The sequence below is a fragment of the Pseudomonas sp. Sample_11 genome (genome assembly GCF_004307505.1).
Taxonomy (GTDB): Bacteria; Pseudomonadota; Gammaproteobacteria; order Pseudomonadales; family Pseudomonadaceae; genus Aquipseudomonas; species Aquipseudomonas atacamensis.
Map to the genome: position 1 here is coordinate 12,822 of NZ_RCOD01000060.1, position 25,575 is coordinate 38,396.

The 25,575-nt window shown below is 62.1% G+C and carries 24 protein-coding genes; 8 read left to right on the forward strand and 16 right to left on the reverse strand.

The genetic code is table 11. The features are described 5' to 3' along the window. Nucleotide 1 precedes the first annotated feature (1 nt). From D8U60_RS17195 to D8U60_RS17210, 4 genes are read right to left on the reverse strand one after another with little or no spacing between them, the layout of a single operon-like run. Nucleotides 2–4,576 (reverse strand): alpha-2-macroglobulin, encoded by a 4,575-nt coding sequence (locus D8U60_RS17195; RefSeq protein WP_130900572.1) that lies wholly within the window; start codon nt 4,574–4,576, stop codon nt 2–4. Further along, the gene (locus D8U60_RS17200) at nt 4,573–5,223 is read right to left on the reverse strand and encodes a DUF1175 family protein (RefSeq protein ID WP_071173713.1); all 651 of its coding nucleotides are present in this window, start codon (nt 5,221–5,223) and stop codon (nt 4,573–4,575) included. Before D8U60_RS17200 ends, D8U60_RS17195 begins: the two co-directional genes overlap by 4 nt. Beyond that, nucleotides 5,208–6,920 carry a DUF2138 domain-containing protein gene (locus D8U60_RS17205; RefSeq protein ID WP_130900573.1) on the reverse strand — a complete coding sequence of 571 codons (1,713 nt, stop codon included), beginning with the start codon at nt 6,918–6,920 and terminating at the stop codon, nt 5,208–5,210. Before D8U60_RS17205 ends, D8U60_RS17200 begins: the two co-directional genes overlap by 16 nt. A 35-nt stretch (nt 6,921–6,955) precedes the next feature. Continuing rightward, nucleotides 6,956–7,747 (reverse strand): DUF2135 domain-containing protein, encoded by a 792-nt coding sequence (locus tag D8U60_RS17210; protein WP_024014479.1) that lies wholly within the window; start codon nt 7,745–7,747, stop codon nt 6,956–6,958. A gap of 278 nt (nt 7,748–8,025) precedes the next feature. Here D8U60_RS17210 and D8U60_RS17215 point away from each other — a divergent pair, with 278 nt between their 5' ends. From D8U60_RS17215 to D8U60_RS17240, 5 genes are all read left to right on the forward strand, one after another. Next, on the forward strand, nt 8,026–9,159 hold the full coding sequence (locus D8U60_RS17215) for a Fic family protein (protein ID WP_122610992.1): 1,134 nt from the start codon (nt 8,026–8,028) through the stop codon (nt 9,157–9,159). Between the two features lie 105 nt (nt 9,160–9,264). After that, nucleotides 9,265–9,507, forward strand: coding sequence for an exodeoxyribonuclease VII small subunit (locus D8U60_RS17220; protein WP_016772991.1), 243 nt, complete (start codon nt 9,265–9,267; stop codon nt 9,505–9,507). Beyond that, nucleotides 9,504–10,391 carry a (2E,6E)-farnesyl diphosphate synthase gene (ispA, locus tag D8U60_RS17225; RefSeq protein ID WP_122610993.1) on the forward strand — a complete coding sequence of 296 codons (888 nt, stop codon included), beginning with the start codon at nt 9,504–9,506 and terminating at the stop codon, nt 10,389–10,391. Before D8U60_RS17220 ends, ispA begins: the two co-directional genes overlap by 4 nt. Before the next feature lie 91 nt (nt 10,392–10,482). Next, nucleotides 10,483–12,381: a 1-deoxy-D-xylulose-5-phosphate synthase gene (gene dxs / locus D8U60_RS17230; RefSeq protein ID WP_130900574.1), complete on the forward strand. Its 1,899-nt coding sequence runs from the start codon at nt 10,483–10,485 to the stop codon at nt 12,379–12,381. Nucleotides 12,382–12,521: 140 nt separating this feature from the next. Further along, nucleotides 12,522–14,408, forward strand: coding sequence for a TonB-dependent receptor (locus tag D8U60_RS17240; protein WP_130900575.1), 1,887 nt, complete (start codon nt 12,522–12,524; stop codon nt 14,406–14,408). 103 nt (nt 14,409–14,511) lie between these two features. Here D8U60_RS17240 and D8U60_RS17245 read toward each other — a convergent pair whose 3' ends face one another. The 12 genes from D8U60_RS17245 to nrdR form a co-directional block, all read right to left on the reverse strand. Further along, nucleotides 14,512–15,312, reverse strand: a complete 801-nt coding sequence (locus D8U60_RS17245) for a cobalamin-binding protein (protein WP_122700408.1) — start codon at nt 15,310–15,312, stop codon at nt 14,512–14,514. After that, nucleotides 15,312–15,731 carry an MFS transporter gene (locus tag D8U60_RS17250; RefSeq protein ID WP_073475718.1) on the reverse strand — a complete coding sequence of 140 codons (420 nt, stop codon included), beginning with the start codon at nt 15,729–15,731 and terminating at the stop codon, nt 15,312–15,314. Before D8U60_RS17250 ends, D8U60_RS17245 begins: the two co-directional genes overlap by 1 nt. Continuing rightward, nucleotides 15,728–16,345, reverse strand: coding sequence for a GTP cyclohydrolase II (gene ribA / locus D8U60_RS17255; RefSeq protein WP_024014485.1), 618 nt, complete (start codon nt 16,343–16,345; stop codon nt 15,728–15,730). The genes D8U60_RS17250 and ribA overlap by 4 nt, the downstream gene beginning before the upstream one ends. A 244-nt stretch (nt 16,346–16,589) precedes the next feature. Beyond that, nucleotides 16,590–17,327: a transporter substrate-binding domain-containing protein gene (locus tag D8U60_RS17260; protein ID WP_130900576.1), complete on the reverse strand. Its 738-nt coding sequence runs from the start codon at nt 17,325–17,327 to the stop codon at nt 16,590–16,592. Between the two features lie 25 nt (nt 17,328–17,352). Next, nucleotides 17,353–17,856 (reverse strand): phosphatidylglycerophosphatase A, encoded by a 504-nt coding sequence (locus D8U60_RS17265; protein WP_024014487.1) that lies wholly within the window; start codon nt 17,854–17,856, stop codon nt 17,353–17,355. Further along, nucleotides 17,853–18,818 (reverse strand): thiamine-phosphate kinase, encoded by a 966-nt coding sequence (thiL, locus tag D8U60_RS17270; protein WP_024014488.1) that lies wholly within the window; start codon nt 18,816–18,818, stop codon nt 17,853–17,855. Before thiL ends, D8U60_RS17265 begins: the two co-directional genes overlap by 4 nt. Before the next feature lie 27 nt (nt 18,819–18,845). After that, nucleotides 18,846–19,346 carry a transcription antitermination factor NusB gene (gene nusB, locus D8U60_RS17275; protein ID WP_024014489.1) on the reverse strand — a complete coding sequence of 167 codons (501 nt, stop codon included), beginning with the start codon at nt 19,344–19,346 and terminating at the stop codon, nt 18,846–18,848. Next, the gene (gene ribE, locus D8U60_RS17280) at nt 19,343–19,819 is read right to left on the reverse strand and encodes a 6,7-dimethyl-8-ribityllumazine synthase (RefSeq protein WP_003228649.1); all 477 of its coding nucleotides are present in this window, start codon (nt 19,817–19,819) and stop codon (nt 19,343–19,345) included. Before ribE ends, nusB begins: the two co-directional genes overlap by 4 nt. 90 nt (nt 19,820–19,909) lie before the next feature. Then, nucleotides 19,910–21,001, reverse strand: coding sequence for a bifunctional 3,4-dihydroxy-2-butanone-4-phosphate synthase/GTP cyclohydrolase II (gene ribBA, locus D8U60_RS17285; protein WP_039761895.1), 1,092 nt, complete (start codon nt 20,999–21,001; stop codon nt 19,910–19,912). Nucleotides 21,002–21,022: 21 nt separating this feature from the next. Beyond that, nucleotides 21,023–21,685, reverse strand: a complete 663-nt coding sequence (locus D8U60_RS17290) for a riboflavin synthase (protein WP_016772981.1) — start codon at nt 21,683–21,685, stop codon at nt 21,023–21,025. Between the two features lie 47 nt (nt 21,686–21,732). Next, on the reverse strand, nt 21,733–22,866 hold the full coding sequence (ribD, locus tag D8U60_RS17295; protein ID WP_130900577.1) for a bifunctional diaminohydroxyphosphoribosylaminopyrimidine deaminase/5-amino-6-(5-phosphoribosylamino)uracil reductase RibD: 1,134 nt from the start codon (nt 22,864–22,866) through the stop codon (nt 21,733–21,735). Continuing rightward, nucleotides 22,863–23,327 carry a transcriptional regulator NrdR gene (gene nrdR / locus D8U60_RS17300; RefSeq protein WP_007910946.1) on the reverse strand — a complete coding sequence of 155 codons (465 nt, stop codon included), beginning with the start codon at nt 23,325–23,327 and terminating at the stop codon, nt 22,863–22,865. The genes ribD and nrdR overlap by 4 nt, the downstream gene beginning before the upstream one ends. Nucleotides 23,328–23,455: 128 nt before the next feature. Here nrdR and D8U60_RS17305 point away from each other — a divergent pair, with 128 nt between their 5' ends. The 3 genes from D8U60_RS17305 (at nt 23,456) to trxA (ending at nt 25,575) form a co-directional block, all read left to right on the forward strand. Beyond that, on the forward strand, nt 23,456–23,920 hold the full coding sequence (locus tag D8U60_RS17305) for a YbaY family lipoprotein (protein WP_130900578.1): 465 nt from the start codon (nt 23,456–23,458) through the stop codon (nt 23,918–23,920). Then, entirely contained in the window at nt 23,917–24,573 is a 657-nt protein-coding gene (locus D8U60_RS17310; RefSeq protein WP_130900579.1) for a 50S ribosomal protein L11 methyltransferase, read from the forward strand. Before D8U60_RS17305 ends, D8U60_RS17310 begins: the two co-directional genes overlap by 4 nt. A 129-nt stretch (nt 24,574–24,702) precedes the next feature. Beyond that, the gene (gene trxA / locus D8U60_RS17315; protein ID WP_016772977.1) at nt 24,703–25,575 is read left to right on the forward strand and encodes a thioredoxin; all 873 of its coding nucleotides are present in this window, start codon (nt 24,703–24,705) and stop codon (nt 25,573–25,575) included.

Genomic DNA, 25,575 nt, shown 5'->3' on the forward strand with positions numbered 1-25,575 from the left:
GTCAGTTGACCGTGACCTGACCGAGGGCGGCTTTCGCCTCCTGGGCCTGATGCTGCGGTGCATACACTTGCTTGAAGCGTACCGGCGGCAGGTTGAACTGGCCCTTCTGCGAGAAGCGCACCAGATGACGCAGGCGCAACTCACCACTCAGCGCGTCGACCGGCACCGCGTATGCCAGTTGTCCCGGTTCGAAACGCGCCTTCTCCAGCGCGGTCGGTTCGGTGCCGTCCTTGCCCTGCAACTTGATGCCCCACGTCGTGCGCTCGACATCCGCGCCCGGTGGCAGCGGCACTTCAAGCATGCCATAGCGCAGCGGTTTCGCTGCCTTGCTGGTGAGGATCACCTCGTCCAGGTACAGGCTGTCGCTGGACAACGGTTTAGTGCCGACCGGCTCGAGTTTAAAGGTGAACGCTTCGTCGCCCGGCACCAGACGCGACAGGCGCCGGGTGATGGTCACGGCCATTGGATCGACCTGCGGCTGTTGCGTCTGGAAGCTCAGCGCTGCACGCAGCGGTCGCTCTTGCGTGCCGGACACGCTCAGCACGCTCGGCAGCGGCGTCGCACCTTGCCATGTCCAGTACATCTCGCCGCTGGCGCCGTAGCTTTTCTTCCAGCCCTCACCCGGCATCAGCGCGATGGTCGGCGAAGCCTGAGCGATGCTGCGTTGCAGCCAGGTCAGCGCCAGTGCACGTTCCAGTGTCGATTGCTGCGGCAGTAACCGTTGCAGCAGCGCTGTCGCACGAGCCTGATCAAACGGTTGCAGCGACAGGTTCAGTGCCTCAACGAAGGGCTGCGAGCTGACCGCCAGACGTTGTTGCGCTGCGCCCAGTTGCCGATTGAACGCCTCCGGCAAAGCAACTTTCGCCTGCGAGGCCAACGATGCAGTGAGTACCCGCGCCGCCGCCAGACCGAGCGCCGAATCCGGGTCGTTCATCACCAGACTGTCCTGGCCGTCGTCGAGCAAGGCTTCGGCAGCGCCTTCACCGGCCATGGCCAGATCGTCGATCAAACCGCTGAGCAGCGTGTTCACTGGCAGCTGCATCTGTTTGGCGAACGACAGAATCAGCGCCCGTTGCAGCAATGGCGTATTCGGCGCTTGCTTGGCATAAACCTCCAGCACCCGCTGCCAGTGCTCCGGCGGCAGGGTCAGGTCGAGTACGCGGCTGGCATTCCAGTCGGCGAAATAGGCATAGGCGGTGAGAAAGGCATCGGGCTCACCGTCGTAGCCCCACCAGGTAAAGCTCGCCGACGGCCCGGCCATTTGCACCAGGCGCAGACGACTGTTCTGCATGATCAGGCGCAAGCGATCGCGAATCTGCGGGTTCGAAGCCAGCGATGGATAGGCGATGCTTAGCGGCAGCAAGCGACTGGCCGTCTGCTCGACGCCGCCGTACGGGTAGCTCAGCAGATCATCGAGGGCGGAACGGAACAGCGCTTGCGGACTGTCATCCAGACGCAGGCGGATATCCGTGGCATCCGCCGGCAAACTCAACGGCGTATCGCCGCTGACCACGTCGAGGCTTTGTGTCTGGGTGACCTGCCAGCCTTCACCGGTGGCACTCAAGCGCACAGCCAGGGCATCGGCGACTTTGCCGTCCTGCACCAGCTCCGCCGTCCACTCGCCAGAGGCCAAAGCGAACGCCGGCAGTGGCAGGTAATTGATGCCGCTGTTCAGAGTCACCGGCAGACGTTGTTCGCTACCGGCATAGTGAGTCACCAGTTCAGCCTTGACCGGTTTCTCCGCCTGACTGAAAGCGAACACACCCAGTTGCGGCTGATCGCCCTTGCGGAATCTGCTCGGCCCGCTCCACTTCAGGTACAGCGGTTTTTCCGAACGGACAAACTGCTTCTTCTGCCCGACCTGACCGTCATCGGCAATCGCCCGCGCGGTGATGCGCCAGCGGGTCAGCGAGTCCGGCATCTTGAAGGTGAAGCGGGTTTTGCCGTCGGCGCCGGTCAACAACTCCGGTTGCCACGCAGCGGTGTCGACGTCTTCACGGCGCGGACGCTCAAGCACTTTCACGCCGCGCTCGCTGCGATTGGCCTTGCCCGGTGCGCCGGGGCTGCCCGGCAATGCCACGTCGTAGCTGATGAATGACAGGCTGGCACTGGTGCGCACGTTGTTGCGCCGTGGGTGATAGAAGAACTGGTCGATGGTCGGCGCGACTTCCGGTTGCAGCGCGTAGACCATTTCGTCGACCACGCTGACCGTCAGATGCGCCGGAACCGCTTTGCCGGCGAACTGAGTGGTCAGGTCGACCGTGACCGTATCGCCCGGCAGGTACACCGCTTTGTCGGTGCTGATCGCCACGTCGATTTGTGGCGCGACCACTTTGATCCCGGCGTTCTGAAAGCTGTACTGACCGCCCTTGGTGTAGAGCACGGAGAAGGTCAGGTTCGGCGCGAAGTTATCCTTCACCGCAATGCGCGCGCGGTATTGGGTGTCGCTGAGTTTTTCCAGCTTCAACCAGTCAGCGCCCTTGGCCAGCAGCGCAGTGGCCTCGACCTTGTCGCGCTCCAGCGACAGCAGTGCATCGCTGACCGGCTCAGGGAAGGTGATCAGCGCCAGCGCTTCTTCGCCCGCCTTGTACTCGGGCTTGTCGAGGACGATTTCCACGGTACCCGGCACCGCTTTCACGCCGTCGCCGGTGACCGAATGGCCGGTGGCGCCGAGGACGCGACCGTGTTGATCCTTCAGCGTCAGGTTGTAGGTGCCCGGACGTTCGAAGGCGAGGCTGAAGCCTTTGTCCGTTGCGGCGAGTTTGCCTTCGCCGGTGCTCTGATCTTCCAGGCGCACCCAGGCGTAGCTGCTCGGCGTTACGGCTTTGCTTTGTTCGGTGCCACCCTCATTCGCGTAGCTGAAGACAACCTTGTCGCCGACCGCGCTGAACCGCTGCGGCGCGCTCAAGCGGAAGCTCGCCGCGCCACGGTCGATGAGGATTTCCTTGGTGGTCTTGACCCGATAAGCCGCGCCGTCGCTGGCAAACACAGTGAGCATGTAGCGGCTTGGCTTGTCGGCGGCTGGCAGATCGAGGGTCGCGTTGCCCTTGCTGTCGGTGGTCAGTTCGGTGCTGGTCAGCTCCACCGGAAATTGCCCGAGGTATTGCAGCTCGTTGTCGACCATCGACAGTTGCTGGGCGCGCAGGCTCAGGCTCAATTTGGCGTTGGCCACCGGTTTGCCGTCCGGGTAGAGCAACACCAGACTGCCTTTCACCGGCTCACCGGTACGGTAATCCTGCTTGGCCAGATTCAGCGAGATTTCGAAGTGCGGCTTGATGTATTCAGCCACACGGAAAGCACTGCTGTAGGCCTGCTCCTTGTAGTTGAAACGGATCTCGTAACCACCGGCCACGGCGTTATCCGGCAACTGGAAACGGCCCTGGGTACCGGCCTTGGAATCCAGTTTCAGATCGAGGGTCTGCAATTCGGTCCCCGTGGCATCAAGCACGCTGACACTGACATCCGCCGCGCCCGGTAGCACCGAATCACGGGCATTCTTGAACTCGCGACCGACGATTTTCAACGACACCCAATCGCCCGGACGATACAGCGGCCGGTCGGTGAAGGCGTAAAGTTTGGTGTCGTAGATTTCGCTGTCGTAGTAGAAGTTTTCCGAGACGAACACGCCGCCCTCTTCGTCCTCGCCGATGACGAACGAGCGCTCCGGGCTGACGTGTTTCAGGCGCAGCAGACCGTCGGCATCGGTAGCACCGCTGCTCATCACGCCGAGGCCATCGGTCCACAGCACGTTGACCTTCGGCACCGAGCTGCCCTCGTGTTTGCGCGCGGCCCAGACCAGTAATTCGTCACCGGCAATCTTGCTCACCGCGACGGTGTTGGAGACGAAAACCATGGTGGTCGCGCGGTACTTGCCGATCAGCGCTTCAACCAGATACAGCCCAGGCTTCAGGTTACCCAGCGGGATGTAGACGTTGCCCGGCGCGACGCTGACGAAGTCGCTGGACGAGCCGGCCAGATTAACCCCGGCCGGCGGCTGGATAGGCTTGGCCTGCCACAGCGGATAACGGAACTGGCTGACCACCGGCAGACCCGGGATCAGCGCGAATTGCGGCTGCGCGTCGTACGGCGTCGGCGCGGCCATGGCCTCGCCCATTTTCAGCTCCGGCACTTCTTCGGTGATCTGCTTGCGCGACTCGTAGGAGAACGCACGCTGCATCACCCGCCGGGATTTGCGATACCAGTTATCCCACAGATAGGCGAGAGTGTTGGACAGACCTTCGCCCTTGAACTGGCCGTCGCTGACGACGCGATGCAGGTTCTTCTGGCGCTTGAGGAAATCCAGCGGCTTGTCGATGCGATATACGCGAATGTCGGCGCCGCCGTACGGCTCCATGCGAAAACGCCGGTAGTCACGACCCGGGGCTTCGAGGCGGACCATCGCCGGCTCGTCGCTGGCAAAACTGCTGTCGGCAAGCAAAAAGAAACTCTCACCGGCCACCGGCGTGTAATTGCTCGGCTCCACCGAGTCTTCGGCGTTGACCCAGGTAAACGGCAGCAACAACGCCAACAGCAAGAAAATTCGCGAACAGATACGCAACATGCGGGCACCGGTCATTGGGAGAGAAAGTTCAGTCGATAGACGCCGATGAAGTTGGGGTTGGCTGCGTCGGGTATCCATCGGGTGTCCTTCCATGTCATGAGTTGCTGCAGGCTTGCCGAACGCATGCCGTTGTCAGTGGGGGTGGTGGTGCCGGTGTGATAGGCGATGTAGCGGCCCATCCAGATCATCAGGTGCTGGTCGTCGCCCTGATCGAAAAACATCAGGTCACCGGGCCGCGCCTGCGACACATCGCGGCCGACCAGATGGCTGTTGAACTGAATCAGTTTGATCGCGTTGACGTACGGCCCGACCTTGCCGCCGCCCTGCTGCCACTGTTGCGCGAGCTTGCGTTGCGCATCGCTCAGCGCCAGTTCCGGCGGCAGATAGCGATTGGACAGACCATTGCTGCGCAGCCATTTGTCGTCATGGACTTTCAGCGCTTCGTTGGCGGCAAAGCGCACCAGACCGGCGCAGTCCTGCTGATACCAGCGCGGGCTCGGGCCCTGGCTCAATTGCTCTTGAGCAATACGCACAAACCAGGCGCGAAACACTTGGGATTGCGCCGGGTCGAGCGCTGGAGCTTCAACTGCACGGGCGCCTGCGCTCAGCAGCAACGCAAGCAAGCCGAGGCTGCGGATCAGTGCGCTCACAGCGCTTTCCATTCCAGCGGCAGCCATTGCCAGTGGCCGTCAGGCTCGCTGCCTTCGGGCAAGGTCAGGGCATATTTGCCGTAGCCGCCAAGTGTGCGCAGTTTTGGTATCAGGTAGGTTTGCGCAGCGTTGTAGAACACCGGCTCCATGTCCTGGGGCAGGCTGTCGAGGGTTTCGCGCTGCATCAGTTGCGCCATCGCGTCCGGGCCGAAGTAGATCGGCATCAGTACGTCTTTTGGCAAAACGTCGGCCATCGGCGGGAAACGCTTGTCGAGGGTGCCGAGGGCTTTGTCGACAAGTTTGTCGTCGAGGGAAAACAGCAGCGTCGAGCCGTGACGGGCGAGGCTGACTTTCATGAACGCCTTGCCGGAAATCGCCTCCGGGTTTTCAGCGGTCTTCGCCGCGTACGGACCGAAACTGGAACTGACCTGACGCTGCCAGACGTGGCTCTGGCCTTCCTGCTTGTCGATCACCGGGAATACGCTTTCGGCGACATTGGCTTCGAACGCGCCGACCATCGAGCCGAACAATTTGCCCAGATCACCGTCAAGCTTGCTGCTGTCCTCGTCTTTGAGGCTGGCTACCAGCAACGGTGTGTACAACCGCGAATCGGCGTACCAGCACAGGCCGGCCGCGCCGGCGACATGTTCGGTGAGGGTCTGCGCCACTGCTTCTTCGGCGCCGAGTTTGATCAATATCGGCTTCTGCGGTTCGGCCGCCACTGACAGGGTCACGCAAGCGCTCGCCCCCAGCGGCATCGCTTGCCAAACCGGTTTGAAGTCGAAGTCCGGCTGGTTTTCCAGCTCATCCATGGCCAGATAGCTGTGCCAGCCCTTGTCGTCCATGTCGAAACGCAGTCCGGCGAAATTCGGGATAAAGCGCTGATAGCCCATCGCGAGCACGCTGGAATTGACCGAAAGACGCTGCTTGGTTTCCGGACTTTTCGCTGGCAAGCCGAACGCTTCGGGGAAGAGTTTTTCACCATTGAGCAACGCCGCCAGCGCTTGCGCGGAAACGCGGCCCGACTCTTCCGAGACGCCGCTCTCGGGGTCGTAGTACTTGGCTGGATTGGACAACACCACCAGTTTGTCGCCGCGCGACGCAAACAGCAGCGATTTGCTGGCGTTGTAGCTGAGTTGATACAGCGGCACGTCATCGCCGCCGACTTTGAGAGTGCCGAAGACGCTGAGCTGGGTGTCATCCAGCGCCACTTTCGCCAACGGCTCGAGCAGCTTGGCCAACCCGCCGCGATCCATCACCAGCAGGAAATCCTTCAAACGACCATCGGCGCCACGCCACAGCGCAACATCGGCCGGTTGATCGAAAAGCTGCTCGATCAGGCTGTCCTGCAACTTCAGGTCATGCTCGTAGATGATCCGCCGCAGGCTGCCGATCAGGCCGAGGCGATCGGCGTGGGTTTCGTAATAGAAGACGAAATCCTCGGTAAGCGTGGCCTTGAGGAACGGCACTGTCAGCAGGTCCTTGGGCAATTGGCTCAGTGAACGGGTTTCGAGCAAGGCGTCTGGACGGCCGAGGCCGAGCTTGTCACTGGCAAGTGTCGCCGGCGGCGCTTTGGGCTTGAGCAGCAGCCAGCCGAAACCGCCCGCCACACCGGCCACCAGGCACAGGCCGAGCAATACCAGCGGCCAGCGCCGCGAAGGTTTGGCCGCCGGTGTCGCGGCAGCTGGAGTCACAGTGTTATCGCTCATGTTCACAACATCCGAGTTCATCCGTGGCGGGATGCTTAATAGTTGAAAGTCTTGACCAGCAGCAGATCACCGATCGCCCGCAGGGGCACGATGAAGGTTTCGCGTTTTTCGTCGACGGTGTTTTCGTTGAGCACCAGGGTGATCTGCGAGGTGATCACCTCGTTCTGATTACTGGTTTCCTCGAAGTTATAGCCACCATCGCCGTAATTGCCCCAATAGTTGACGTAGACCAGATACGTGCCGTGCAGCGGCGCGGTCATGGTGAACATTTCCGGGCCGGGGCCGTCGACACCATCCGGGTCGAGGCCGCCGCCATTGCTCAGCGCCGGCCGTGCCCAAAAGGCATGCTGACCGTCGGGGGTGACAATATGCAGATCCAGCTCGGCTTTCGGGTCGTCCCATCCCAAGACAAGACGAATCTTCGCCGGCGTGCGCAGATTATTTGCTTCATAAAATTGCACGCGCTTGAGCGACTGGCCCTCGGCGCTGATCACTTCGACGCTGTTGGAACCGGCGCCAAATGCGTAGGGCCGGGCAAAACGTCCCTGATCATCGGTGTACAGATTCAATGGATTGCCGTTGACGGCGAGGCTGTGCGGCGGACGCATGTGGCCGAGGGCTTTGAGCTGGCCCTGGATCATCGTGCGATTGCGCTGAATGCCGCGATCGATCGGCGGCGTCGGGTAGGCGACCTGCGGATTTTCCGAACGATCGAGCAGGCCGTGATAACGCCAGCCGCCGACCGGCTCGGACAACTGCGCAGTCGGCGCGGCCCACAGCGCAGGCGCGCAGGCGAGGCCGATCAGCAGCAAAAGAAATGAACGCATGTGACGCCTCCTGCCATGCCTTGAACGAAACCTTGCACCCGATCCTCGGTACTTCACAGCGGTTAACTGCGTTTCGTCTGAATGCCCCGCAACTGTCGGGGCCGTAGAAGCGGCGAAGAGTAGCGATTCGGCAGTTTTTTAACAATCGGATACATGTGTGATTGCTGTAGGAATCGCGCCATCCGGGTAGACGATGAGCCGAATAGGCGGCATATTCGGCTCACCAAATGAGCCGAATAGCGTTTTTATTCGGCTCACGCTTCTACGACAGGTGATCAATGACCGCACATTGGATCTGGCAACAACCGGATTGGCCCGACTTCAACTGGCAAGCAGAGCGCCTCGCCCCGCTGCTGCGCGAGTGCGTGCAGATGCAGGGCCGACTCTTGGGAATGGCCGGCTCAGTGGGCGATTCGATGAGCGCACAGAGCGAGCTCGATGCGTTGCTTCAGAACATCGTCACCTCCTCCGCCATCGAAGGTGAGCAACTGAATGTCGGCTCCGTGCGTTCTTCTCTGGCCCGGCGCCTGGGTCTGGAATGGATTGATCGCGATAGCGTCAGCCAGCGTAGCGAGGGCTTGGCGCAATTGATGCTCGATGCCACCCATGGCTTCGACGAGCCGCTGACCCTGGCCCGATTGCTGGAATGGCACACCTGGCTTTTCCCCGCCGAGGAAGCGATGTTCAGCGCGCGGCCAATACTCGTCGGTACCTTGCGCGGCGACGAACCGATGCAGGTGGTGTCCGGTCGGCTCGACCGGCCAACGGTTCACTTTGAGGCGCCACCGCGCCAAGGGCTGGAACAGCAAATTGAGCGTTTTTTGAGCTGGTTCGAAGCCAGCCGCGATCAGGTTTCGCTGGATCCGCTGTTACGCGCTGGCATCGCGCATTTCTGGTTTGTCACTCTGCACCCTTTCGACGATGGCAACGGTCGTCTGACCCGCACCATCACCGATCTGGCGCTGGCTCAAGGCGAAGCGCAGGCGATCCGCTTCTACGCGATGTCCGCAAGCATTCTCGAGGATCGCGCCGGTTATTACCGGATTCTGGAGTCGAGCCAAAAGGCCACGCTCGATATCACCGAATGGCTGACCTGGTTTTTGCAGACACTGCTGCGCAGCCTGCAGCAAGCCATCACCCGGATAGATTCGGTGTTGGGCAAGACTCGCTTCTGGCAGGCGCACCGCGAATCCGACCTTTCAGCGGAGCAGATCAAAGTGCTCAATCGCTTGCTCGATGGCGGTGAGCGCGGTTTCGAACAGGGCCTCAGCGCAGGGCAATATCAAGCGGTTGCGAAAGTTTCCAAAGCCACCGCGACGCGGCATCTGGCGGAGTTGCTGGACAAGGGCTGCCTGCAACGCCTGCCGGGCGGCGGACGCAGTACGCGTTACAAAATCAACTATCCGGATTGACTCGCCGACCGTTATGGAGAGGCTTGGCGACGGCCCGCTCATTTGCCCATACCCCCCCTATCTGCTAGTGTCGCGCCGGTTTAACGTCTACCGGAATTTGCCGCCATGGCCCGCAAAAAAGCTGCACTGGATTTCGAACAATCCCTCGCCGACCTGCAAACACTGGTCGAGCGTCTGGAGAACGGTGAATTGTCGCTGGAAGACTCGCTGACCGCTTTCGAGCAGGGCATCGGCCTGACCCGTGACTGCCAGGCGGCGCTGGCCCAGGCCGAGCAGAAAGTGCAGGTGCTGCTGGAGCGCGATGGCGAGCTCGCCGAGGAACCCTTCGACGCGGATGAGCCAGAATGATCGCGGCGTATTCGGCGAGCAGTCAGGCCCGGGTCAACGCGGCGCTGGAAACGCTGTTCAACGCGCCGCTGCCGGAACTGGCGCGGCTCTACGAAGCGATGCGCTACAGCGTGATGAACGGCGGCAAGCGCGTGCGCCCGTTGCTGGCTTACGCGGCGTGCGAAGCCCTCGGCGCAAAGGCTGAACAGGCCAGCGGCGCGGCGTGTGCGGTCGAGTTGATCCACGCCTACTCGCTGGTGCACGACGATTTGCCGGCGATGGACGATGACGATCTGCGTCGCGGCCAGCCGACGACCCACAAGAAATTCGACGAAGCCTGCGCGATCCTCGCCGGTGACGGCTTGCAGAGCCTGGCCTTCAGCGCCCTGCTCGACCCGCGCCTGAGCGATTGCAGCAGCGAAATCCGTCTGCAGATGGTCACTGCGCTGGCCCATGCAGCCGGCCCTGCGGGCATGGTCGGTGGTCAGGCCATCGATCTGGGTTCGGTCGGTCTCAAACTCGATCAAACAGCCCTCGAACAAATGCACCGGCACAAGACCGGCGCGCTGATTGAAGTCAGCGTCAGGCTCGGCGCCCTGGCCAGCGGCCGCGCCCAGCCTGATCAGCTTCAGGCGTTACAGACTTATGCACAGGCCATTGGTCTGGCCTTTCAGGTGCAGGACGATATCCTCGACGTGGAAAGCGATACCGCGACCCTCGGCAAACGTCAGGGCGCCGATATCGCCCGCGACAAGCCGACCTACCCGGCCCTGCTCGGCCTCGACGCCGCCAAGGCCTATGCTCTGGAACTGCGCGATCAGGCCTTGCAGGCGCTGCGACCGTTTGACGCGGCCGCCGAGCCGTTGCGCGAGCTGGCCCGGTATATCGTCGAGCGGCGCAACTGACGGCGTATCGGCCAAAAAAGACCAACGCGTGGGCAGGGGGCGATGCATCAGGTAAACTGCCGCATCTTTTATACCTATAACGATTCGCCTGATGCCCACGACGTTTCATGAGATTCCCCGCAAGCGCCCGACCACGCCCCTGCTCGACCGCGCGAACACGCCGGACGGCCTGCGCCGGTTAGGCGAAGCCGAGCTGGAAACCCTGGCCGATGAGTTGCGCCTGGAATTGCTCTACACGGTCGGCCAGACCGGTGGGCATTTCGGTGCCGGCCTGGGCGTGATCGAGCTGACCATCGCGCTGCATTACGTTTTCGACACCCCGGACGACCGTCTGCTGTGGGACGTCGGGCATCAGGCGTATCCGCACAAGATCCTCACCGGTCGCCGCGAGCGCATGGCCAGCCTGCGTCAAAAGGACGGCATTGCCGCGTTCCCGCGCCGCTCCGAGAGCGAGTACGACACCTTTGGCGTCGGCCACTCCAGCACTTCGATCAGCGCCGCGCTGGGCATGGCCATTGCCGCCCGCCTGCAGGACAGCGATCGCAAGGCCATCGCCGTGATCGGCGACGGCGCGCTGACCGCCGGCATGGCTTTCGAGGCGCTCAACCATGCGCCTGAAGTCAACGCCAACATGCTGGTGATCCTCAACGACAACGATATGTCGATCTCGCGCAACGTCGGCGGGTTGTCGAATTATCTGGCGAAGATCCTTTCCAGCCGCACCTACGCGAGCATGCGCGAGGGCAGCAAGAAAGTCCTTTCGCGCCTGCCCGGCGCCTGGGAAATCGCCCGTCGCACCGAAGAATATGCTAAGGGCATGCTGGTCCCTGGCACCCTGTTCGAAGAGCTGGGCTGGAATTACATCGGCCCGATCGACGGCCACGATCTGCCCACCTTGATCGCCACGCTGCGCAACATGCGCGATCTCAAAGGCCCGCAGTTCCTGCACATCGTCACCAAGAAAGGCAAAGGCTTCGCCCCGGCGGAAGTCGACCCGATCGGTTACCACGCCATCACCAAACTCGAACCTTTGGACGCCCCCGCCGCTGCGCCGAAAGCCGTCAGCGGGCCGAAGTATTCGGCGGTGTTTGGCGAGTGGCTGTGTGACATGGCGGCGGCTGACGCTCGTCTGGTCGGAATTACCCCGGCGATGAAGGAAGGCTCGGATCTGGTGGCGTTCAGCGAGCGCTTCCCCGAGCGTTATTTCGACGTGGCGATTGCCGAGCAGCACGCGGTCACTTTCGCTGCCGGCATGGCCTGCGAAGGTGCGAAACCGGTGGTGGCGATCTATTCGACATTCCTGCAACGCGGTTACGACCAACTGGTACACGACGTCGCCGTGCAGAACCTCGACGTGCTGTTCGCCATCGACCGTGCCGGCCTGGTCGGCGAAGACGGCCCGACCCACGCTGGCAGCTACGACCTGTCGTACCTGCGCTGCATCCCGGGCATGCTCATCATGACCCCGAGCGATGAAAACGAACTGCGCAAGATGCTCACCACCGGCCACCTCTACAACGGCCCGGCGGCGGTGCGTTACCCACGCGGCAGCGGGCCGAATGCAATCATCGAAAAAGATCTCGAACCGATCGAAATCGGCAAGGGCATCGTCCGTCGTCAGGGCAGCAAGGTCGCCATGCTGGTGTTCGGCGTGCAACTGAGCGAAGCCTTGAAAGTTGCCGAGAAGCTCGACGCCACCGTGGTCGACATGCGTTTCGTCAAACCGCTGGATGAAGCGCTGGTACGCGAGATCGCCGGCAACCACGAGTTGCTGGTGACCATCGAAGAGAACGCAATCATGGGCGGCGCCGGTGGCGCGGTCAGCGAATTCCTCGCCCGCGAGAACATCCTCAAGTCGATGCTGCATCTGGGCTTGCCGGATATCTATGTCGAGCATGCGAAACCGGCGCAGATGCTCGCCGAGTGCGGGCTGGATGAGGCCGGGATCGAAGCGTCGATTCGCCAGCGGCTGGATTTGCTCAACAGCTGACGCAATCCCTTGTAGGAGCTGCCGAAGGCTGCGATCTTTTGATCTTGCTCTTCGGCAGCTCCGGAACCTTTAAAAAGCAAAATCAAAAGATCGCAGCCTTCGGCAGCTCCTACATGGTTTTGCAAAGACCATAGATTGCCATGAACCTCTCCCGCCTCGCCCTGCCCTTCCTCCTGCTGCCAACCGCCAGCGTCCTTGCCGATACATTCGAACGCGATCAGGCGCTGAAGCTGCCGGACACGCTGATCAGCGCCAATCGTCAGGTCGAGGCGCGCAACGACAGCAGCGCCGCCAACACCGTGTTCACCCGCGAAGACATCGATCGCCTGCAACCAAGCGACGTGCCCGATCTGCTGCGGCGCGTGCCCGGCGTGCAAGTCGCGCAGACCGGCGGGCGCGGAAGTCTGCCGGGGATCTACATTCGCGGCACGCAATCAGCGCAGAGCCTGGTGCTGGTCGATGGCCAGCGCATCGGCAACTCGACTTCCGGCGACAGCAACCTGCAACATCTGAACATCGAGCAGATCGAGCGCGTTGAAGTGCTGCGCGGTTCGCGTTCGGTGATCTACGGCAGCGACGCGATTGGCGGGGTGATCCAGATCTTCACCAGGCGCGGCACCGAGCAAGGCTTGCAGCCACGCCTGCATCTGGGCTTCGGCAGTCAGCAGACATGGGAACGCAGCCTCGGCTTGTCCGGCGGCGACGACAAAACCCGCTTCAACCTCGGCGCCAGCCTCGACGAAACGGCCGGGCTCGACCGTACCCACGAGTCGTATCCAAGCGACAGCGACCATGACGCCTACCGCAACAAATCCCTGAGCCTGAGCCTCAGCCACGCGCTGACCGATGACGTCGAAGTCGGCGCCAATCTGCTGGATAACCGTGGCAGGAGCGAATTCGACAACCCGTTCGGCCGCTTCGACATGGACACTTTCGAGTCGGTGCAACAGCAGCCATACAGTGATTTCAATGTCAGCAGCCTCAGCAGTTATGTCGATGCGCGGGTCAACGAAACCTGGAAAACCCGCATCGAATTCGGCCACAGCGAAAACCGCGAAAAGACCTTCGACAAGCTCAGCGACGAGCGCACGGTGTTCAACACTTATCGCGACTCGGTGAACTGGCAGAACGACCTGACGCTGGACGCTCGCAACAGCCTGATTCTGGGCGGCGACTGGTACGAAGACCGGGTCAACAGCAGCACTGCGTTTGACGAGGACAGCCGCTGGAATCGCGCAGCGTTCATCCAGCATCGCTATCAGGCCGACAGCTTCTCCACCGAGATCGGCCTGCGCCACGACGACAACCAGCAGTTCGGCAGCCAGAACACCTGGAGCGGCACTTTCACCCTGCCGCTCAATCCGGATAACGACGTGCTGCTGAGCTACAGCGAAGGTTTCCGCGCGCCGACCTTCAACGACCTGTACTACCCGGATTTCAGCAATCCCGACCTGAAACCGGAAACTTCGAAAAGCTACGAACTGCAATGGCGCAGCCAGTTGAGCGACAGCGCGCGGCTGGAAGCCTCGATTTACCGTACCGACCTGGAAGACGCGATCATCTTCGGCAGCAACTCACGCCCACAGAACGTTGCGTCAGCGCGGATCAATGGCTTTGAAGCGGCACTGAAGCACGAGCTGTTTGGCTGGCAGAGCAATCTTGGCGTAGCGATCATTGATCCACGTGATCGCGATACCGGGCACACACTGGCACGGCGGGCGCGGCGCACGGCCAGTTGGGATGTGGATCGGCAGTTCGATCGCTTGGGACTCGGCGCCAGTTGGCAATTGGTCAGCGGCAGTTACGATGACTTGAACAACACCCAGTCGCTGGGTGGCTACGGCACGCTCGGGCTGCGCAGCAGTTGGGCGCTGAACCGTGAGATCAAGCTGGATCTGAAGGTGGATAACCTGCTGGACAAGGGCTACAGCCGGGCGAACTACAGCTATGAAGGCGCGCAGTATGGCTATCGTGAGGAAGGTCGGGTGTGGATGTTCGGGGTGACGTGGACCCCTGAAGTTCACTGATTCCCTGTAGGAGCTGCCGAAGGCTGCGATCTTTTGACCTTGCTTTTGAAGGTGCCAAGAGCGCTGAAGATCAAGATCAAAAGATCGCAGCCTTCGGCAGCTCCTACATGTCCGGCGCGATCAATTGGCAGAGTTTGGCGGTCGCACTGATCATCTGACCACTGGGCCTTTCCAGACCTTTGTCACTGACCAATAGCAGTCTCCCCTGCCTGACCGCCGCCACCTGCGGCCAGGTTTTCCACGCCCCTAGCTGCGCCTGATCACCGGCGACAATCACTTCCGGATCACGCTGCAATACCGCCTCGATACTCACCTGCGGTGCCGGCAGATTCAGCTCGGCGAAGACATTGCGCGCGCCGCACACCTCAAGCGCATCGCTGATGATCTGCCCGCCACCCACGGTGTATAGCGGTTTGTCCCAGACTTGATAAAACACCCGCAGCGGCACATCACGACGATAACGCTGACGAAGGTCATCCAGTTGTTTGCGCAATTCGGCCGCCCGTTTCGCCCCGCGTTCAGGACGCCCGAGCTGTTCGGCAATGGCTTCGATCTGCGCCGCGAGTTGCGTCAACGTGTGCGGTTCGGCGACGAAGGTCGGAATGTTCAGGTGCTTGAGCTGATCACGCTGCCCCGCGCCAACACTGCCGGGCCAGAGCAGCAGCAAATCCGGTTTCAGGCTGAGCAAGCGCTCCATGTCGAGCTGGCCGTAGCGGCCCACTGATGGAACATCCGCTATCGCCGCCGGCCGCTCGCCCGCATCCAGTACGCCGACCAGCAGGTCAGCGGAATCCAGTTCAACGACGATTTCAGACAGTGAGGGGGCGAGGCTGACCACACGCAGTGCGGCCAGCGCCGGGCTGCTCAGGGCGAGCAGCAGAACCGCCAGCCACAGGCGATGCATCAACCGAGTTGACGCGGAATACGATAGAGGTAGAACAGCACGGCGGTGGACAGCGCCAGCAGCATCAACGGCACGGCTTCGAGGCCGACGAACACCGCCAGTGCGCCAATCCAGGCCGGCAAGGACGCTACCAGCAACGCCGTACGCCGACGCGCCGCAAGGGCAATCCAGGCGGCGGGTTCTTCGGCGGTATCGAGGGCTTTTTGCGTGGCGATCAGGGCGTGTTTGTAGCGGGCGAAATACTTCAGGCTGACAAACATCGAGGCGACGCCGGCGATGAACAAGGGCATTGCCAGCACCGGCAGCAGGCCCTGGCCTTCACCGAACAGCGCGTTGAGCACGAACAGCGGCAACAGCGCCAGCGCCAGGTATTGCCACCAGGCCACCGACAACCGCCGCCGCACCTGGCCACGGGTCACGCGCGGTCGACCTCGCCCTGATGCTCGTTGCCCATCATGTGGTCGAGCTTGCTGGCCTTGGTCGCCAGATAGAGTTTGTTGTGCGGATTGTGCCCGGTGTGCAGCGGCACGCGCTCGGCGACGACGATGCCCATGTCGGTCAGCGCTTTGACCTTGCGCGGGTTGTTGGTCATCAGGCGCAGGGATTTCACGCCCAAATGTTCGAGCATCGGCAGGCACATGGCGTAGTCGCGCTGATCGGCAGCAAAGCCCAGACGCTCGTTGGCTTCCACGGTGTCGGCGCCGCCGTCCTGCAATTCGTAGGCGCGGATCTTGTTCAGCAGCCCGATGCCGCGCCCTTCCTGACGCAGATACAGCAACACGCCACGGCCTTCGCGCGCAATCGCCTGCAAAGCTGCCTCTAATTGCGAGCCGCAGTCGCAACGCTGGCTGAACAAGGCATCGCCGGTCAGGCATTCGGAATGCAGGCGACCGAGTACCGGGGCGCCATCGGCAATTTCACCGAGGCTCAGCACGACGTGCTCACGCCCGGTGCTCTCATCGAGAAAGCCGTGCATGGTGAATTGCGCAAAAGGCGTTGGCAGCTTGGAAGCGGCGACGAAGACGACAGGCACCGATGTGCTCCTGATCTAGAAGACTGAAAATTCGCAGGCGGGCATTGTAACAGCAGGTTCCTGTGGACGCTTAGGCTGAATTATCGGGCATAACCATCAAAAAGTTTGATGACACTGGCGCCAGCACCGCCGCTCCCTGTAGGAGCTGTCGAGTGCAACGAGGCTGCGATCTTTTGATCTGGCTTGATATCAAGATCAAAAGATCGCAGCGTGCCGCAGCTCCTACAGGGATTCGCGTTGGGCTTCAGTTCGGGTTGAACGGATACGGCTGCTGCCACTTCTCGAAGACCGGCTTCAACTCTCCGCTCTTGACCAGCTCCGCCATGCGCCGGTCATACAGCGCCATCAACGCGCGAGCCTGAGGGGTATCGGCGAAACCGAGAAACAGCGGCAACTCAGCCAGATGCGAATAGCGATACTGCGCTGGATCCCCGGCATCGCGCACGACCGCTTCAATCTCGGTCAGCGCATCGATGTAGTAATCCGCCCGCCCCTGCTTGAGCATCAGCAGAATGCCGGTACGTCGTTCGATCTGGTTGAAGCGCTGGATGTTCGGCAAGTAGTTTTCGTAGCGGTAGCCGCGCACCCAGGCCAACCGATATTTGCCCAGGGTCGCCTGGGTCGGCGGCGGGCTGCTGGCCAGGCCCAGCGCGTAGATGTGATCAGAATCGAACTTCGATTGCGGGTACAGCACGTGCTCGGCTTCGTCGCGGTAGGAGCCGACCAGTGCGTCGACCTCCTTCAACTGCACCAGCCCGATCGAACGGGTGTACGGCACCGTGCGAATATCCAGCTTGACCCCGGCCGGCTCGAACACTTTGCGCAACACGTCCCAGGCCAGACCATGGCCGTCGGCGGCGGTGTAATCCTCCCAGTCTTCGCTGGCCAGATGGATCACCCCAGGCACAGGCGCGGCGGCCTGCGCATGGGCGAACGTGCCCAGCAGAGCCAGAAGCAGCAGCGCCAACCCGCGTCGCAGCATTGCGTGTTTCCTCACGTGAGTCGAATCAGGCGAATATCCAGACCAGCCCTTGCATCGCCAGCCAGGCGAACACACCGGCCAGCACGTCGTCGAGCATGATGCCGACGCCGCCATGCACGTGCTTGTCGATCCAGCGGATCGGCCACGGCTTGAGAATATCGAAGAAGCGGAACACCAGAAAACCCGCGAGCAACCAGTACCAGCCTTCCGGCACCAGCCACAGGGTGATCCACATGCCGACCATTTCGTCCCAGACGATGCCTTCGTGGTCGTGCACGCGCAAATCGTCAGCGACTTTGCCGCACAGCCAGAAACCGAACAGCATGGTGATGCCGAGCATCAGCCAGTAGCCCCAGTCGGGCAGCATCTGCCACAGCGGAATGAACGGCAGCGCCACCAGCGAGCCCCACGTGCCCGGCGCTTTTGGCAAGGTACCGGAGCCGAAGCCGAACGCTAGGAAATGCCACGGATTGCGCCAGACCGAAGGAGGCACGAATTCGGCAGGGACCTGTTTCGGGTGATCTGTCACGGTGTCTCCTGAAAATGTTGGTAGCCGCGAATCTGCGGAGTGATGTCGCGCCCGTCGCGGTCCAGCAGCAGCACGCCCTGGCCCGGCAGCACACGGCCGATCACATGGATCGGCCAGCCGTCGGCCAGCAGTGCCGGCAACTCGGCGGACGGCAAGGTGAAGGCCAGTACGTAATCATCACCACCGCTCAATGCCGCGCGCTCGGCACCGCGCTGGCCGAGAAACGCGACTAAAGCATCCGACAACGGTACACGCTCGCGTTCAATCTCAAGTCGCACCTTCGACGCCAGCGCGATATGTCCGCAATCGGCGAGCAGGCCGTCAGAGATATCCAGCGCCGCCGTGGCTTTGCCGCGCAGGGCCTGACCGAGGGCCAGTTGTGGTTGTGGCGACCAGTAATGCTCGAGCAGCGGCTGGGCGATATGCGCTTCGGCATCACGTTGAGCCAAAACCAGCGGCAAGGCGCCGGCTGCATTGCCCAGTTCGCCGCCGACGCAGAGCAGATCACCGGCCTGCGCACCGCTGCGGGTCAAGGCCTGGCCAGCGGGTACGCGGCCGAACACGGTGACCGTCAGGCTCAACGGTCCGCGCGTGGTATCGCCGCCGACCAGCGCGACGCCGCAGCTTTGCGCCATGCGGTTCAAACCCCGGGCATAGGCTTGCAGCCAATCGGCAGTCACCGTCGGCAAGGTCAGGGCAAGGGTGAAGGCAACGGGCGCGGCGCCCATGGCGGCCAGGTCACTGACCGCGACGGCCAGCGAGCGCTGACCGAGCAGAAACGGATCGCAGGGGTCGGCGAAATGCACACCGGCCACCAGCGTATCGGTAGAAACCGCCAGCTGTTCCCCAGCGGGAACCGCCAGCAAGGCGCAGTCGTCGCCGATCCCCAGAGCAACGCCTTCGCCGCCCTGCGCACAAGGCGCGGCGGCGAAGAAATTGCGGATCAGCTCAAACTCGCCCATGGCCGAGAAAAAGTATTCAAGCGCCGATCAGCGCTTGAACGCCTTCACTTCAGCTTCACGCAGGCGCGGGGCCAGCTTGTCGAGCACGCCGTTGACGAACTTGTGGCCGTCGGTCGAACCGAACACTTTGGCCAACTCGATACCTTCGTTGATCACAACGCGGTAAGGCACGTCGACGCGCTTGAGCAGTTCCCAGGTCGACAGACGCAGAACCGCCAGTTCAACCGGGTCGAGCTCTTCGATCGCCAGATCCAGGCAAGGCGTCAGGGCAGTGTCGATTTCGGTCTTGAACTGCGGAACCCCGTGAAGGATTTCACGGAAGTAGGCGCCGTCGACATCGGTGAAATCGTTATCAACGCGAAACTGCGCTTCGATCTCGTTCAGCGATTGCCGAGCCATGTGCCACTGGTACAGCGCTTGAGTCGCGAGCTGACGGGCTTCGCGACGCTTGGCGCTCTTCGACGGCTTGCCGGCATCCGCAGGTTTCGGATCGCGCGGGTTGAAACGATCGCTTTCGTCGCTAATCACTTGGCCTCCAACTGTGCCAGCAGGCTGACCATTTCCAGAGCGGACAGGGCAGCTTCGGCACCTTTGTTACCGGCCTTGGTGCCGGAACGTTCGATGGCTTGCTCGATGGAGTCGACGGTCAGCACGCCGAACGCGACCGGTACGCCGAATTCCATGGAGACCTGGGCCAGGCCTTTGGTGCACTCGCCAGCCACGTATTCGAAGTGCGGAGTACCGCCACGAATGACCGCGCCAAGGGCGATGATCGCTGCGAACTCGCCTTTCTGGGCGACTTTCTGCGCAACCAGCGGGATTTCGAAGGCGCCCGGTGCGCGGATGATGGTGATGTCGCTTTCGCTCACGCCGTGGCGAACCAGGGCATCAACGGCACCGCTGACCAGGCTTTCAACCACGAAGCTGTTGAAGCGGCCCACTACCAGAGCGTAGCGGCCTTTGGGGGCGATGAAGGTACCTTCGATGGTCTTCAGGGTCATTCGTCAGTTCTCTTAAAGAGCCGGGACGCGTCTGCTACGCGCCCCTCAGTGATTATTTGCCGCGAATCGGAGTCCGGAAACAGCCGGTCATTATTCGGAGGGCACGTATTCTACAACTTCCAGATCGAAACCGGATATCGCATTAAATTTCATCGGTGCCGACATCAGGCGCATTTTGCGCACGCCGAGGTCACGCAGGATCTGCGAACCGGCACCGACAATGCTGTAAGTGGTCGGTTTTTTCGGCGCTGCCTGCTCACCGGTTTCACGGATATGCGCCAGCAGCACGTCGCCATCGAGCGGGTGACCGAGCAGCAGCACCACACCGCTGCCGGCCTCGGCGACCGCAGCCATGGCGGCGCGCAGGCTCCAGCGACCGGGTTGCTTGACCATCAGCAGGTCGCGCAGCGGGTCCATGTTGTGCACGCGAACCAGCGTTGGCTCCTCAGCGCAGACAGTGCCCAGCGTCAGAGCCATGTGCACGTCGCCTTCCACCGAATCACGATAGGTCACCAGGTTGAATTGGCCCAGTTCGCTGTCCAGCGGCTGCTCGGCAATCCGCTGAACGGTACGTTCGTGGATCATCCGGTAGTGGATCAGGTCGGCGATGGTGCCGATCTTGATGTTGTGTTCGGCGGCGAATGCTTCGAGTTCAGCGCGACGGGACATGGTGCCGTCGTCGTTCATCACTTCGCAGATCACTCCGCTCGGCTCGAAACCGGCCATGCGCGCCAGGTCGCAGGCGGCTTCGGTGTGGCCGGCGCGAGCGAGGGTGCCGCCGGCCTGGGCCATCAGCGGGAAAATGTGGCCCGGGCTGACGATATCTTCAGCCTTGGCGTCTTTGGCGGCAGCCGCTTGCACGGTGCGCGCACGGTCAGCGGCGGAGATGCCGGTGGTCACGCCTTCGGCAGCTTCGATCGAAACGGTGAACTTGGTGCCGAAACCGGAACCGTTGCGCGGCGCCATCAGGGGCAGCTTCAACAGTTCGCAGCGCTCGCGGCTCATCGGCATGCAGATCAGGCCACGGGCGTGCTTGGCCATGAAGTTGATGTGTTCGGCCTGGCAGCATTCGGCGGCCATGATCAGGTCGCCTTCGTTCTCGCGGTCTTCGTCATCCATGAGGATGACCATCTTGCCTTGGCGGATGTCTTCAACCAGTTCTTCGATGCTATTGAGCGCCACAAGGCACCCCCTTCTTTTGAATTATTTGAGGTAGCCGTTTTGGGCCAGAAAGCTTTCGGTGATGGTGCTGCCGGCGGTCTTTTCGGCGGCTTTGTCGCCCAGCAGCAGACGCTCCAGATAACGCGCCAGCAGGTCGACTTCCAGATTCACCCGGCGGCCCGGCTTGTATGAAGCCATGATGGTTTCGCTGAGGGTGTGCGGAATGATCGTCAGCATGAATTCGGCGCCATCGACTTCGTTCACGGTCAGGCTGGTGCCGTCGACGGTGATCGAGCCTTTATGGGCGATGTACTTGGCCAGCTCTTTCGGCGCGCGGATGCGAAATTCCACGGCGCGGGCGTTGTCGCTGCGCGAGACCACTTCGCCGACACCATCGACGTGACCGCTGACCAGATGCCCGCCAAGGCGAGTGGTCGGGGTCAGGGCTTTTTCCAGATTGACCGGGCTGCCGCTTTTCAGGTCATTCATCGCGGTGCAATCAAGGGTTTCGCGGCTGACGTCGGCGGCAAAGCCGTCGCCCGGCAATTCGACTGCGGTCAGGCAAACGCCGTTGACCGCGATGCTGTCGCCGAGTTTGACGTCACTCAGATCGAGCTTGCCGGTTGCGACGTGCACCCGCACATCACCGCCCTTTGGGGTCAGTGCGCGGATACTGCCGATGGATTCGATGATGCCGGTGAACATGGGGTTCTCCTTGAGAACGAGGCCAGCGCTAACGCGATGGCCGGGAATTATACGCGGGCTGCAGGGACAGGGATCGCAGTGACTCGCCAGTCATCGCCCACCGCGCGGATTTCAGTGATTTTCAGTTCCGGCGCATCTTTCATCTGCGCCAGCGGCCAGTCGAGTAGCGGACGCGCCGTGGAGCCGAGGAACTTGCCGGCAATGAAGATCACGAATTCGTCGACCAGCCCCAGTTGCGCAAAGGCACCGGCCAGACGCGGCCCGGCCTCGACCAGCACCTCGTTGGTGCCACGGCTGGCCAGTTCGATGAGCAATTGATGCAGATCGACCTGGCCGTCGTCACCCGGCACGATCAGGCATTCCGGGCCATTGGCATATTGCTCCTCGACCGCGACACAGGTGGCGACCAGCGCCGGCCCGGCCTTGAAGAACGGCGCATCCAGCGGCACCCGCAGGCGGCCATCGATCAACACGCGCAATGGCGGGCGACTCATGGCCAGCGCGGTTTGCTCACTGCCCAGACCGAGTTCGTCCGCGCGTACGGTCAAGCGTGCGCCATCGGCCAGCACCGTGTCGGCGCCGGTCAGCACCACAGCCGCCTCAGCGCGCAAACGCTGTACCGCAGAACGCGCCGCCGGGCCGGTGATCCATTGGCTCTCGCCGCTTTCCATCGCTGTGCGACCATCGAGACTCATGGCCAGCTTGACCCGCACGAATGGCAAGCCATGTTCCATGCGTTTCAGAAAACCTTGATTGAGCTTGCGTGCATCTGCTTCCAGCACCCCGCTTTCAGTGGCGATACCGGCCTCGGCCAAGCGCTGCAAACCGCGCCCGGCGACTTGCGGATTGGGATCACGCATCGCCGCTACGACCCGGGCAACGCCAGCGGTCACCAAGGCGTCGGCACACGGCGGCGTGCGCCCGTGGTGGCTGCAAGGCTCGAGGGTCACATACGCCGTCGCGCCCCGGGCCTGCTCGCCAGCGGCGCGCAGGGCGTGGACTTCGGCATGGGGTTCGCCGGCGCGCTCATGCCAGCCTTCGCCGACAATCTGGCCGTCACGCACCACCACGCAACCGACTCGCGGATTGGGATGGGTGGTGTAGTGGCCTTTGCGCGCCAGTTCCAGCGCGCGGGCCATGAAATGCGCGTCGAGGATCGCCTGCTCGGCGGCGGTGGTCATTCTTTCACCGGTTCGCGGGCGAGGCGGTCGATCTCTTCGCGGAATTCATTGAGGTCCTGGAAGCGCTTGTACACCGAGGCAAAACGGATATAGGCGACTTCATCAAGCTTTTGCAGCTCGGCCATCACCAGCTCGCCGACCACGAGGGATTTGACCTCGCGTTCGCCGGTGGCGCGCAGCTTGTGCTTGATATGGACCAGAGAGGATTCGAGGCGCTCGACGCTGACCGGACGTTTTTCCAGCGCGCGTTGCATGCCGGCGCGGAGTTTTTCTTCGTCGAACGGTTGGCGGCTGCCGTCGGTTTTGATCAGGCGCGGCAACACCAGTTCGGCCGTCTCGAACGTCGTGAAACGTTCGCCGCAGGCCAGGCATTCACGCCGGCGGCGCACCTGTTCGCCCTCGGCGACCAGACGCGAGTCGATGACCTTGGTGTCGTTGGCACCGCAGAAGGGACAGTGCATGGTGGCTGGCAACAAAAAATGGGAGGGCCATGGTAGCGCATCCCCGTGGCAAGACAAGCCATAGGCTTTGCGGTATACAGAACGGCATGATCGTCTGATCCATGGAATTCATTCTGCCGGAGCCTCCAATGCCGTTACGTCCGCTTGTTCTGCTCAGTCTTTTCGGCCTGCTGGTGGCCTGTGGCAGCGACGCACCCAAGCCGCAACCGCCGACCCCAGGCCCCGCACCGCAACAGGCGCAGAAAAAAGCCAAAGAGGCCGCCGAACTCGGCCCGCTGCCAGCCCATCAGCGCGAATTGAGCGGCACCCTGCAAGGCGTGCCAACCGGCGCCGAAGTCGAATTGGCGCTGCTGGTGATCGATGAAAAGGATCGCCCGCAAAAATTGCTCGCCAGTTCCAGCCTGATCGGCAACAACCAGATCCTGCCGTTTCATCTGCGCTTCAACCCCGAGGCATTTCCGGCCGGCGCACGGGTTGAGCTGCGCGGTCGCGCCAGCCTGTCCGGACAACTGATCCTGCACCTGCCGTCGCAGACCATCACTCAACCGACCACTCAGGCTTTGGGCCAGCTGCAATTCGTCAAAGCGCCATGACAGCACCGCTCGACCTGCAACAGGCCTTGGGGGAATTGCTCGGCGACGCCAGACTGAAAGCCTGCGCGTTGCCTGGCACCGATTTGCAGCTGTGGCTGATCGATGGCGACAACATGGCCCGCGAATTCAGCCAGGAAGAAACCCAGCGCATCCTGCATGAACCGCCCTATTGGAGTTTTTGCTGGGCCAGCGGCTTGGCCGTGGCGCGTTATCTGGCACAGTTTCCAGAGTGGGTGCGCGGCAAGCGCGTGCTGGATTTCGGCGCCGGTTCCGGGATCGCCGGCATCGCAGCGCTGAAGGCCGGTGCGCTGGAAGTGGTGGCCTGCGATCTCGATCCGTTGGCGATCGCCGCGTGCAAGGCGAACGCCGAGCTCAACGCTGTGCAGATGAGTTATTCGACGGACTTCTTTGCCGAGGCGGATCGGTTTGATCTGATTCTGGTTGCCGACGTGTTGTATGACCGCGCCAATCTGCCGTTGCTCGACGCGTTTCTCAGTCGCGGACGCGAAGCGCTGGTGGCGGATTCACGGGTGCGGGATTTTCGTCATCCGCTTTATGAGCGAATTGAAATGCTCGAGGCGATGACCTTGCCGGATCTGGCCGAGCCTGAGGAATTCAGACATGTCAGCCTCTACCATGCGCGGCGTGATTGACGCCGCCAAAAGATCGCAGCCTTCGGCAGCTCCTACAGTGCAACGCATTCCAAAGTAGGAGCTGCCGAAGGCTGCGATCTTTTGCGTCACCCCTTATAGTGCGGTCATTGACGCTTAGAGAGATCCCCCATGAGTCAGCAAACGCCGTACATCTTCGACGCCACGACTGCCGATTTCGACCAGTCGGTGATCGAAGCCTCCTTCAACAAACCGGTGCTGGTGGATTTCTGGGCCGAATGGTGTGCGCCGTGCAAGGCGTTGATGCCGATGCTGCAGGGCATTGCCGAGAGCTATCAGGGCGAGTTGCTGCTGGCCAAGGTCAACTGCGACATCGAGCAGGACATCGTCGCCCGCTTCGGCATCCGCAGCCTGCCGACCGTGGTGCTGTTCAAGGACGGTCAGCCGGTCGATGGCTTTGCCGGGGCACAACCGGAATCCGCCGTGCGCGCCCTGCTGGAACCGCATGTGCAGATGCCGCCACCGGCCGCTGCCGACCCGTTCGAACAGGCTCAGGCGATGTTCGACGAAGGTCACTTCGCCGAGGCGGAAGCGGTGCTGGTGACCATTCTCAATGAAGACAATACCAACGCCAAAGCGCTGATCCTTTACGCACGCTGCCTGACCGAGCGCGGTGAGCTGGGCGAAGCGCAAACTGTGCTCGACGCGGTCAAGAGCGATGAGCACAAAGCCGCACTCGCCGGGGCCAAGGCGCAGATCCAGTTCCTCGGCCTCGCCCGCGACCTGCCGGACGCCGCCGACCTGAAAAGCCGCCTGGCGCAAAATCCGCAGGACGATGAAGCGGTGTACCAACTGGCGATCCAGCAACTGGCGCGCCAGCAATACGAAGCGGCGCTGGACGCCCTGCTGAAGCTATTCATCCGCAACCGCAGCTACGGCGAAGGCTTGCCGCACAAGACCTTGCTGCAGGTGTTCGAACTGCTGGGCAATGATCATCCGTTGGTGACGGCTTACCGTCGCAAAGTGTTTGCGGCGCTGTATTAA